16 protein-coding genes are annotated in these 10671 nt (G+C 51.0%); 1 reads left to right on the top strand and 15 read right to left on the bottom strand.

Annotated elements, in window-relative coordinates:
- Nucleotides 1-199: 199 nt before the first annotated feature.
- Genes rpsQ through rpsJ form a run of 11 tightly spaced genes read right to left on the bottom strand, consistent with a single transcriptional unit; the run spans nucleotide 200 to nucleotide 5152 of the window.
- The gene (gene rpsQ, locus NR201_RS18660; RefSeq protein WP_003850147.1) at nucleotides 200-454 is read right to left on the bottom strand and encodes a 30S ribosomal protein S17; all 255 of its coding nucleotides are present in this window, start codon (nucleotides 452-454) and stop codon (nucleotides 200-202) included.
- On the bottom strand, nucleotides 454-645 hold the full coding sequence (gene rpmC / locus NR201_RS18655; protein ID WP_003850146.1) for a 50S ribosomal protein L29: 192 nt from the start codon (nucleotides 643-645) through the stop codon (nucleotides 454-456). Before rpmC ends, rpsQ begins: the two co-directional genes overlap by 1 nt.
- A complete protein-coding gene (gene rplP / locus NR201_RS18650; RefSeq protein ID WP_008927134.1) occupies nucleotides 645-1055 on the bottom strand; it encodes a 50S ribosomal protein L16 in 411 nt (136 codons plus the stop codon). The genes rpmC and rplP overlap by 1 nt, the downstream gene beginning before the upstream one ends.
- 12 nt (nucleotides 1056-1067) lie before the next feature.
- Nucleotides 1068-1766 carry a 30S ribosomal protein S3 gene (gene rpsC / locus NR201_RS18645; protein WP_009087585.1) on the bottom strand — a complete coding sequence of 233 codons (699 nt, stop codon included), beginning with the start codon at nucleotides 1764-1766 and terminating at the stop codon, nucleotides 1068-1070.
- A gap of 17 nt (nucleotides 1767-1783) precedes the next feature.
- On the bottom strand, nucleotides 1784-2116 hold the full coding sequence (gene rplV / locus NR201_RS18640; RefSeq protein WP_008927136.1) for a 50S ribosomal protein L22: 333 nt from the start codon (nucleotides 2114-2116) through the stop codon (nucleotides 1784-1786).
- 13 nt (nucleotides 2117-2129) lie between these two features.
- Nucleotides 2130-2408, bottom strand: coding sequence for a 30S ribosomal protein S19 (gene rpsS, locus NR201_RS18635; protein WP_001138115.1), 279 nt, complete (start codon nucleotides 2406-2408; stop codon nucleotides 2130-2132).
- Between the two features lie 16 nt (nucleotides 2409-2424).
- Nucleotides 2425-3246: a 50S ribosomal protein L2 gene (gene rplB, locus NR201_RS18630; RefSeq protein ID WP_008927137.1), complete on the bottom strand. Its 822-nt coding sequence runs from the start codon at nucleotides 3244-3246 to the stop codon at nucleotides 2425-2427.
- Between the two features lie 17 nt (nucleotides 3247-3263).
- Nucleotides 3264-3566, bottom strand: coding sequence for a 50S ribosomal protein L23 (gene rplW / locus NR201_RS18625; protein ID WP_003850708.1), 303 nt, complete (start codon nucleotides 3564-3566; stop codon nucleotides 3264-3266).
- Nucleotides 3563-4168, bottom strand: coding sequence for a 50S ribosomal protein L4 (gene rplD, locus NR201_RS18620; RefSeq protein ID WP_003850711.1), 606 nt, complete (start codon nucleotides 4166-4168; stop codon nucleotides 3563-3565). The genes rplW and rplD overlap by 4 nt, the downstream gene beginning before the upstream one ends.
- A gap of 10 nt (nucleotides 4169-4178) precedes the next feature.
- Nucleotides 4179-4808, bottom strand: a complete 630-nt coding sequence (gene rplC, locus NR201_RS18615) for a 50S ribosomal protein L3 (protein WP_003850712.1) — start codon at nucleotides 4806-4808, stop codon at nucleotides 4179-4181.
- A gap of 32 nt (nucleotides 4809-4840) precedes the next feature.
- Entirely contained in the window at nucleotides 4841-5152 is a 312-nt protein-coding gene (gene rpsJ, locus NR201_RS18610; protein WP_001181005.1) for a 30S ribosomal protein S10, read from the bottom strand.
- 393 nt (nucleotides 5153-5545) lie between these two features.
- Between rpsJ and NR201_RS18605 the strand changes: the two genes are divergently transcribed.
- On the top strand, nucleotides 5546-6319 hold the full coding sequence (locus tag NR201_RS18605) for an A24 family peptidase (RefSeq protein WP_163799524.1): 774 nt from the start codon (nucleotides 5546-5548) through the stop codon (nucleotides 6317-6319).
- Here NR201_RS18605 and bfr read toward each other — a convergent pair.
- The 4 genes from bfr to fusA form a co-directional block, all read right to left on the bottom strand.
- Complete coding sequence (bfr, locus tag NR201_RS18600; RefSeq protein WP_010253012.1) at nucleotides 6306-6779, bottom strand: bacterioferritin; 474 nt, start codon at nucleotides 6777-6779, stop codon at nucleotides 6306-6308. The genes NR201_RS18605 and bfr overlap by 14 nt on opposite strands.
- A 100-nt stretch (nucleotides 6780-6879) precedes the next feature.
- Nucleotides 6880-7074 carry a bacterioferritin-associated ferredoxin gene (gene bfd / locus NR201_RS18595; protein ID WP_010671585.1) on the bottom strand — a complete coding sequence of 65 codons (195 nt, stop codon included), beginning with the start codon at nucleotides 7072-7074 and terminating at the stop codon, nucleotides 6880-6882.
- A gap of 170 nt (nucleotides 7075-7244) precedes the next feature.
- Nucleotides 7245-8429, bottom strand: a complete 1185-nt coding sequence (tuf, locus tag NR201_RS18590) for an elongation factor Tu (protein WP_010253018.1) — start codon at nucleotides 8427-8429, stop codon at nucleotides 7245-7247.
- 68 nt (nucleotides 8430-8497) lie between these two features.
- Entirely contained in the window at nucleotides 8498-10612 is a 2115-nt protein-coding gene (gene fusA / locus NR201_RS18585) for an elongation factor G (protein ID WP_010253020.1), read from the bottom strand.
- Nucleotides 10613-10671 lie beyond the last annotated feature (59 nt).

Genomic DNA, 10671 nt, shown 5'->3' with positions numbered 1-10671 from the left:
ATGATAACCCCGGCGTTTATAGCCTGGCGCTTTCAGGCCACCTCGCCTGAAGAGAGGCAGCTTAATCCCTGCAAATCCCTGAATTTGTGAGCACCATCAAATCCGTATTGCCACGGGCACAAATGGATCAAGCCCGAATCGCAGGCAAAAAAAAACCCCCTGCCGAAGCAGAGGGTTTCCTCAGAAAAAACGATTCTTATTACAGAACAGCTTTCTCGATTACGCGAACCAGGGTCCAGGATTTAGTCTTGGACAGTGGACGGCATTCGCGGATTTCTACCACGTCACCAATTCCACATTCATTGTTCTCGTCATGGATGTGCAGCTTGGTCGTACGTTTAATGAATTTGCCGTAGATCGGGTGTTTCACGAAACGTTCGATAGCAACAACTGCAGATTTCTGCATTTTGTCACTTACTACACGACCCTGCAGAGTACGGATTTTATCGGTCATTACGAACCCGCCTTCTCAGTCAGTAAAGTCTTAACGCGTGCAACATCACGGCGAACCTGTTTCAGCAGATGAGTCTGCTGCAGTTGGCCAGATGCTGCCTGCATGCGCAGGTTAAATTGCTCACGCAGCAGATTAAGCAGCTCAGTGTTCAGCTCTTCAACGCTTTTTTCACGCAGCTCAGTTGCTTTCATTACATCACCGTCTTAGTTACAAAGGTGGTTTTGATAGGCAGTTTTGCTGCTGCCAGCTTGAATGCTTCACGGGCCAGCTCTTCTGGTACGCCGTCCATTTCATACAGGACTTTACCAGGCTGGATCAGGGCAACCCAATACTCTACGTTACCCTTACCTTTACCCATACGCACTTCCAGCGGCTTCTCGGTGATCGGTTTGTCCGGGAATACTCGGATCCAGATCTTACCTTGACGCTTAACTGCACGGGTCATAGCACGACGTGCTGCTTCGATCTGACGAGCAGTCAGACGACCACGGCCAACAGCTTTCAGACCGAAAGTACCGAAGCTGACATCCGTACCCGCAGCCAGACCGCGGTTACGGCCTTTGTGCACTTTACGGAATTTCGTACGCTTTGGTTGTAACATCAGCGACTCTCCTTACTTACGGCCTTTACGCTGCTGCTTTTTAGGTTGAGCAGCCGGTTCCGGTTGTTCAACAGCAGCCATACCACCCAGGATCTCACCTTTGAAGATCCATACCTTAACGCCGATTACACCATAAGTGGTGTGCGCTTCAGAGGTGTTGTAGTCAATGTCAGCACGCAGTGTGTGCAATGGCACGCGACCTTCACGATACCATTCGGTACGTGCGATCTCGGCGCCACCCAGACGGCCGCTAACTTCGACTTTAATACCCTTCGCGCCAAGACGCATGGCGTTCTGAACTGCACGCTTCATAGCACGACGGAACATCACACGACGCTCCAGCTGTGAAGTGATGCTGTCAGCTACCAGTTTCGCGTCCAGTTCCGGCTTGCGGACTTCGGCGATATTAATCTGTGCAGGAACGCCAGCGATATTCGCGACGACCGTGCGCAGTTTTTCTACATCTTCGCCTTTCTTACCGATAACGATGCCCGGACGAGCGGTGTGAATAGTCACACGGATGCTCTTCGCTGGACGCTCGATAACGATACGAGAGACAGATGCTTTAGCCAGTTCTTTAGTCAAAAACTGACGTACTTTAAAATCGCTGTCCAGGTTGTCAGCGAATTCTTTGGTGTTCGCAAACCAGGTAGAGTTCCATGGTTTTACAATACCCAGGCGAATACCATTAGGATGTACTTTCTGACCCATTGCTAGTCTCCAGAGTCTCAGCGATCGGACACAACCACAGTAATGTGGCTGGTGCGCTTCAGGATGCGATCTGCACGACCTTTGGCACGCGGCATAATGCGTTTCATGGTCGGACCTTCATCAACGAAAATTTTCGTGATTTTCAGATCGTCGATATCAGCGCCATCGTTGTGTTCGGCGTTAGCAATGGCAGATTCCAGAACTTTTTTGACCAGTACAGCCGCTTTCTTATTGGTGTAGGTCAAAATGTCCAGTGCCTGCGACACTTTCTTACCGCGAATCAGGTCAGCAACAAGGCGAACCTTCTGAGCAGAAGAACGAGCGTGGCGATGTTGAGCTAAAGTTTCCATCTCTTCCTCCTACTTATTTCTTCTTGGCTTTTTTATCAGCCGCGTGACCGCGATAAGTACGTGTCGGCGCGAATTCACCCAGTTTGTGACCAACCATTTCGTCGGAAACAAAGACAGGAACGTGCTGACGACCATTATGGACAGCGATGGTCAAACCGATCATGTTAGGAAAGATCGTTGAACGACGGGACCAAGTGCGCAAAGGCTTCTTGTCACCGCTTTCCACCGCTTTCTCTACCTTCTTCAGCAAGTGCAGGTCAATAAAAGGACCTTTCTTGAGAGAACGTGGCATGGCTTATCCTCTAATATTATTTGCTACGGCGACGTACGATAAACTTATCGGTACGCTTGTTGCTACGGGTCTTCTTACCTTTGGTCTGAACGCCCCACGGAGTTACCGGGTGCTTACCAAAGTTACGACCTTCACCACCACCGTGCGGGTGATCAACTGGGTTCATCGCGGTACCACGAACGGTAGGACGAACACCACGCCAACGGGCTGCACCAGCTTTACCCAGAACGCGCAGCATATGCTCAGCGTTGCCGACTTCGCCCAGTGTTGCGCGGCAGTCAGACTCGACTTTACGCATTTCACCTGAACGCAGACGCAGGGTAACGTAAGAACCTTCACGCGCAACGATCTGCACGTAAGCACCGGCTGAGCGAGCAATCTGACCGCCTTTGCCTGGTTTCATTTCTACGTTATGCACGGTTGAACCCACCGGGATGTTACGCATCGGCAGAGTGTTACCTGCTTTAATCGCAGCATCAACGCCAGATTGGATCTGGTCGCCGGCTTTCAGGCCTTTAGGGGCCAGGATGTAACGGCGCTCGCCGTCTTTGTACAGAACCAGTGCGATGTTCGCAGAGCGGTTCGGATCGTACTCAAGACGTTCAACAACTGCCGGGATACCGTCTTTGTTGCGTTTGAAGTCAACAATACGATAAGCCTGCTTGTGACCACCACCGATATGACGGGTAGTGATACGACCATTGTTGTTACGGCCACCGGATTTGCTGTTTTTTTCTACCAGCGGGGCAAATGGTTTGCCCTTGTGCAGCTCCGCGTTTACCACTTTAACTACATGGCGACGACCCGGAGATGTCGGTTTACATTTAACAACTGCCATTGTCTTTCTCCTCCGACTTACTCAGCGCCGCCAGCGAAGTCCAGATTCTGGCCTTCTTTCAGGGTGACGTAAGCTTTTTTCCAGTCGCTACGACGACCGATACGCTGTCCTTGACGCTTAACTTTGCCCTTAACTACCAGGGTGTTTACGTCTTTAACTTCTACTTCGAACAGTTTCTCAACAGCAGCAACGATCTCTGCTTTGGTCGCGTCATTAGCAACTTTGAGAACGATGGTATTGGTTTTTTCCATCGCGCTAGATGCTTTTTCAGATACGTGCGGCGCGCGCAGTACTTTCAGCAGACGTTCTTCACGGATCATGCCAGCATCTCCTCAACTTGCTTAACTGCATCAGCAGTCATAACGACTTTGTCGAAGGCGATCAGGCTAACTGGGTCGATACCGGATGCATCACGTACGTCAACCTTGTACAGGTTGCGCGCAGCCAGGAACAGATTCTCATCCAGTTCACCGGTGATGATCAGCACGTCTTCCAGAGCCATGTCTTTCAGTTTCTGTACCAGCAGCTTGGTTTTCGGTGCTTCTACAGCAAATGATTCGACAACGATCAGACGATCTTGACGTACCAGTTCGGACAGGATGCTTTTCAGCGCGCCGCGGTACATCTTTTTGTTAACTTTTTGACTGTGGTCCTGCGGCTTCGCAGCAAAGGTCACACCACCTGAACGCCAGATTGGGCTCTTTACAGAACCTGCACGCGCACGGCCGGTGCCTTTTTGACGCCATGGCTTTTTGCCTGAACCGGTTACTTCGGCGCGAGTTTTCTGCGCGCGAGTACCCTGGCGGGCGCCAGATGCGTAAGCAACAACAACCTGGTGAACCAGCGCTTCGTTGAAATCACGACCGAAGGTAGTTTCGGAAACAGTCAGCGCGCTCTGCGCGTCTTTCAATACTAATTCCATTGCTATCCCCTTACGCCTTCACAGCTGGTTTAACGATCAGGTCGCTACCGGTAGCACCGGGAACTGCACCTTTAACCAGCAGCAGGTTGCGCTCAGCGTCAACACGTACTACGTCCAGACTCTGAACGGTTACGCGCTCATTACCCAGCTGACCTGCCATTTTCTTGCCTTTGAACACTTTGCCCGGAGTCTGGTTCTGACCGATAGAACCCGGAACGCGGTGAGACAAGGAGTTACCGTGAGTAGCGTCCTGGGTACGGAAGTTCCAGCGCTTAACGGTACCGGCGAAACCTTTACCTTTAGAGGTACCGGTTACGTCAACTTTCTTAACTTCAGCGAAAATCTCAACGCTGATGCTCTGACCTACAGAGTATTCTTCACCTTCAGCGGTGCGGAATTCCCACAGGCCACGGCCAGCTTCAACGCCAGCTTTAGCAAAATGACCAGCTTCAGGTTTGGTCACACGGTTTGCTTTTTTAGCACCGGTGGTAACCTGAATTGCCTGGTAACCATCGTTTTCCAGGCCTTTGACCTGAGTAACGCGGTTCGCTTCAACTTCGATTACGGTGACGGGGATAGAAACGCCATCTTCAGTGAAGATGCGGGTCATGCCCACTTTTTTACCGACTAAACCAATCATTGTTTCAACCTCTCAATCGCTCGATGACCTGATTAACCCAGGCTGATCTGCACGTCAACACCGGCAGCCAGATCCAGACGCATCAGAGCATCAACGGTTTTTTCAGTTGGCTCAACGATGTCTACCAGACGCTTGTGAGTGCGGATTTCGTACTGATCACGCGCATCTTTGTTAACGTGCGGAGAGATCAGAACAGTAAAACGCTCTTTGCGGGTTGGCAGCGGGATTGGACCACGAACCTGCGCACCAGTGCGCTTGGCGGTCTCAACGATTTCCGCGGTTGATTGATCGATCAGACGATGATCAAACGCTTTAAGACGGATACGGATTCTTTGGTTCTGCATGAGACCAGAGCTCCAAACTTTTTATAGACGAAAAAAATTACTACTCGAGCCCATTACGATTGATGGGAGAGTGTAATCGTTCAGCATATAACTCCACAATTGGGAGTATTGTCAGGCGGCCTAAATTTCAGCCGTCTGCGATTCTGCTCGAATCGCGCCTGCAATATCTGCAGGCCCGCGCATTATACGTAAATCTGTTCAGGAAGCAACCCGTGTTGAGGTTTTACCCATTAAATTGTGGCCGGTTCGTGAAGCGTGCGTCGCATTGCACTGCCGTAACGCTGATAAATCAGTTATTCAGTTGTGAGTCTGTTTCCGCCCTTCTTCATTCATAGGTGACACAGAACCCGTTGCCCACGAGAGTGCATCTAACCTTTCGTCCGGAGCATAATCATGTCGCCCACTCTGATAACTCACATTGCTGCACTCGCAGGCGGAGGTGCATTGGGAAGCTTTCTTTCGCTGACCAGCCAGCGCTTCACCCCCGCCCTCTCACCCGCTCAATGGTTTGCCCTACTCTGCTTTCCGGGTTCGCACTGTAATCATTGCCAGCAGCGCCTGCTGTGGCGAGATGCGCTGCCGTTAATAAGCTGGCCTGGCTTAAAAGGGCGGTGTCGCTTCTGTCATCGCGCGTTCGGCGCAGAAAGCGTTGTCATTGAATGGCTGTTTGCCCTTCTGTGCCTGCTGGTGCTGCAGAGTTTTGACCACTCTGCGGAGGCTATTTTTATTATTACTGCCTCCGGCCTCTTGCTGCTCGTGGCTGCCATCGATCGTCGCCACTTCTGTATACCTGACCCGCTCAATTATCTGCTGATCTGGTCTGGATTATTCCATGCCACGCTGTCCGGAACCGAAACAACGGCGATATGGGGTGCTGTGGCGGGCTACTGTGCGTTGTGGCTGCTCGCCTGGAGCTATCGGCAGATGCGGGGGTACGAGGGATTAGGTTATGGCGATATCAAGCTCTTCGCAGCGTTAGGTGCCTGCTGTGGCTGGCAGGCATTACCCTGGATTGCGTTGGGTGCCACCGTTATGGCGCTGACGTCGATCGTGATGCTGCAACTGCGGGGTTTTATTCAGGGGGACAGCCCGCTGCCGTTTGGCCCTTTCCTGGCCATTGCGGGCTGGGTAGCGATAGTACTGCAGACCCGATTCACTCTTGTTTGATTTGAGCCTGCAGATAGTTCTGGATGCCCATCTTCTGGATTAACTCAAGTTCCGTCTCAATCCAGTCGATGTGATGTTCCTCATCAGCCAGGATTTCAATCATCATGTCACGGCTGACATAGTCATGCACTTTGTCAGCATAGGAGATAGCTTCACGAAGGTCTTTCGCGCCCTCCAGCTCCAGATTCAGGTCTGAACTCAGCATCTCTTCAACATCTTCACCGATACGGAGCCGTCCCAGATCCTGAAGATTTGGGATCCCTTCAAGGAAAAGAATACGCTCAATATATTTATCGGCATGTTTCATCTCATCGATTGATTCATGGTATTCCACATCATTGAGGCGCGTCAGACCCCAGTTTTTGAACATGCGCGCATGAAGAAAGTACTGATTGATAGCAACCAGTTCATTTCCAAGCAGTTTGTTGAGATGACTGATAACTTTGATATCGCCCTTCATTGTTAACCCTCCGCGTCTGGTTTATTAGAGCGTAGATGCGGTTAAAAAGAAGTCAAAAAAACGCGACAGATATTGTGGGTATTCACGCACCGATCGTCGGTCAGGCTATCTCTTTGTAGAGTGGTGCATGCTGCATCTCTTCATCCATAATTTCACGCGCAGCACGAATACATTTGCCGCATTGCTTGCCGACCGGCACAAGCTGGCGCAGTTGCTGAATAGATTTGGGCTGATAGCGACGCACGACTTCACGAAGGGTTTTATCACTGATGGCATTACACAGGCAGACGTACATTGATTCATCACTCGGGTACATTTTCTGTACACAGTGTAAATGCGAATAGTTTTTATTTCAAACCCACCCTTTGCAGGGTTATGGCGTTTTCAGAGCAAAAAAAAGAGCACCGAAGTGCTCTTTTTACTGTGTTGCAGTGGCCATTTACACAGCCACAGCAGATATCACAATTAAGCGATAACTTTAGCAACAACACCCGCGCCAACGGTACGGCCGCCTTCGCGGATTGCGAAGCGCAGACCTTCGTCCATTGCGATTGGGTGGATCAGGGTAACAACCATTTTGATGTTGTCGCCTGGCATTACCATTTCAACGCCTTCTGGCAGCTCTACTGAGCCGGTTACGTCAGTTGTACGGAAGTAGAACTGTGGACGATAGCCTTTGAAGAACGGAGTATGGCGACCACCTTCGTCTTTAGACAGAACGTAAACTTCTGACTCGAACTGGGTGTGCGGCTTGATTGAGCCTGGCTTAGCCAGAACCTGGCCACGCTGGATGTCTTCACGCTTGATACCGCGCAGCAGAACACCACAGTTTTCGCCTGCCTGACCCTGGTCCAGCAGCTTACGGAACATCTCAACACCGGTACAGGTTGATTTCACAGTATCTTTGATACCCACGATTTCAACTTCGTCGCCGACTTTAACGATGCCGCGCTCAACACGACCGGTAACAACGGTACCACGGCCAGAGATTGAGAATACGTCTTCGATTGGCAGCAGGAACGGCATGTCGATCGCACGCTGTGGCTCTGGGATGTAGTTGTCCAGATGCTCAGCCAGTTCGATGATTTTCGCTTCCCACTCTGGGTTGCCTTCCAGCGCTTTCAGAGCAGAACCACGAACGATTGGAGTGTCGTCGCCTGGGAAGTCATATGCTGACAGCAGGTCACGAACTTCCATCTCTACCAGTTCCAGCAGCTCTTCATCATCAACCATGTCACACTTGTTCAGGAACACGATGATGTAAGGAACGCCAACCTGACGACCCAGCAGGATGTGCTCACGGGTCTGTGGCATTGGGCCATCAGTCGCAGCAACAACCAGGATCGCGCCGTCCATCTGCGCAGCACCGGTGATCATGTTTTTCACATAGTCGGCGTGGCCTGGGCAGTCAACGTGCGCATAGTGGCGAGTCGGGGTTTCATACTCAACGTGTGAAGTGTTGATGGTGATACCACGTGCTTTCTCTTCTGGTGCGTTATCGATCTGATCGAATGCACGAGCCTGGCCGCCGTAAGTTTTAGACAGTACGGTGGTGATAGCTGCAGTCAGGGTGGTTTTACCGTGGTCGACGTGACCGATGGTACCCACGTTTACGTGCAGTTTGTTACGCTGAAATTGCTCTTTCGCCATGGCGATAATTCCTTACGTTGTGCCTTCACCATCTGGGTGAAGGCATCAGTTCAAATTTAAACCGTAGCTTATTTGCTACGAGCTTCAATAACGGCCTGCGCTACGTTGTTTGGCGCATCGTCATACTTCAGGAACTCCATGGAGTAAGAAGCACGACCTTTGGTCAGAGAACGCAGCTGAGTTGCGTATCCGAACATCTCAGACAACGGAACTTCAGCGTGAATCTGAACGCCAGTAGCGTTAGATTCCTGCCCTTTGAGCATACCACGACGACGGCTAAGGTCACCGATGACATCACCCGTGTTCTCTTCTGGCGTTTCAACTTCAACCTTCATGATAGGCTCAAGCAGAACAGGTGTCGCTTGTTTAAAGCCTTGTTTGAAGGCAAGAGACGCGGCCAGTTTAAACGCCAGTTCTGAGGAGTCGACATCGTGGTAAGAACCGAAGTGCAGACGCACGCCCAGATCCACAACCGGGTAACCAGCCAGAGGGCCTGATTTCAGCTGCTCCTGGATACCTTTGTCAACCGCAGGGATGTATTCACCAGGAATCACACCACCTTTGATGTCGTTGACAAATTCGTAGCCTTTCGGGTTCGAACCTGGCTCCAGTGGGTACATGTCGATAACAACATGGCCATACTGACCACGACCACCAGACTGCTTGGCGTGTTTACCTTCAACATCGGTAACTTTGTTGCGAATCGCTTCACGGTAAGCAACCTGTGGTTTACCCACGTTTGCTTCAACGTTGAACTCACGCTTCATACGGTCAACGATGATGTCGAGGTGCAATTCACCCATACCGGCGATGATGGTCTGGTTAGATTCTTCATCAGTCCATACGCGGAATGATGGGTCTTCTTTTGCCAGACGGCCCAGAGCCAGACCCATTTTTTCCTGGTCAGCTTTGGTTTTTGGCTCAACGGCGATAGAGATTACCGGCTCCGGGAACTCCATGCGCTCAAGGATGATGACGTTATCTGGGTCACACAGGGTGTCACCAGTGGTCACATCTTTCAGGCCGATCGCAGCTGCGATATCACCCGCACGAACTTCTTTAATCTCTTCACGCTTGTTAGCGTGCATCTGAACGATACGGCCCAGACGCTCACGGTTTGACTTAACCGGGTTGAACACGGTGTCACCCGTGTTAACAACACCAGAGTAAACGCGGAAGAAGGTTAAGTTACCCACGAACGGGTCGGTAGCGATTTTGAACGCCAGTGCAGCAAACGGCTCGTTGTCATCAGAGTGACGAACAGCCGGCGTGTCTTTACCGTCGTCCAGCATACCGTTGATCGCGGTAACGTCAGTCGGTGCTGGCAGATATTCAACAACTGCATCCAGCATCGCCTGAACACCTTTGTTCTTAAATGCAGAACCACAGGTTACCAGGATAATTTCGTTGTTCAGAACACGCTTACGCAGAGATGTTTTGATCTCTTCTTCAGTCAGTTCTTCACCACCGAAGAATTTCTCCATCAGCTCATCAGAGCCTTCAGCAGCGGCTTCAACCAGCTTCGCATGCCATTCTTCAGCCAGTTCCTGCATATCAGCTGGAATATCTTCGTAGACGAAGGTTACACCCTGGTCTGCGTCGTTCCAGTTGATTGCTTTCATTTTCACCAGGTCAACAACACCGGTGAATTTCTCTTCTGCGCCGATAGCCAGTTGCAGAGGAACTGGAGTTGCGCCCAGACGAACTTCCATCTGTTTAACAACTTTCAGGAAGTTAGCACCCATGCGGTCCATTTTGTTAACGAACGCAATGCGTGGAACTTTATATTTGTTAGCCTGACGCCATACGGTCTCAGACTGTGGCTGAACGCCACCAACTGCACAGTAAACCATTACCGCGCCATCAAGCACACGCATAGAACGTTCAACTTCGATGGTGAAGTCAACGTGTCCTGGGGTGTCGATAATGTTTACGTGGTGTGGTTCAAACTGCTTGGCCATACCAGACCAGTAACAGGTGGTCGCAGCGGAGGTGATGGTAATACCACGTTCCTGTTCCTGCTCCATCCAGTCCATGGTTGCTGCGCCGTCATGTACTTCACCGATTTTGTGGTTTACACCGGTGTAGAACAGAACGCGTTCGGTAGTGGTAGTCTTACCGGCGTCGATGTGCGCACTGATACCGATATTACGGTAGCGGGCAATGGGTGTTTTACGAGCCATTTGATTCCTCTGATTCTCGGACGTTCAAGGTAAGTCGACCCCAGCGGGTTGGCTGATTG

It is taken from the genome of Pantoea sp. Fr-CA_6 (assembly GCF_024520895.1).
GTDB classification, from domain to species: domain Bacteria; phylum Pseudomonadota; class Gammaproteobacteria; order Enterobacterales; family Enterobacteriaceae; genus Pantoea; species Pantoea agglomerans.
This window is presented reverse-complemented; position numbering and strand designations above follow the sequence as displayed.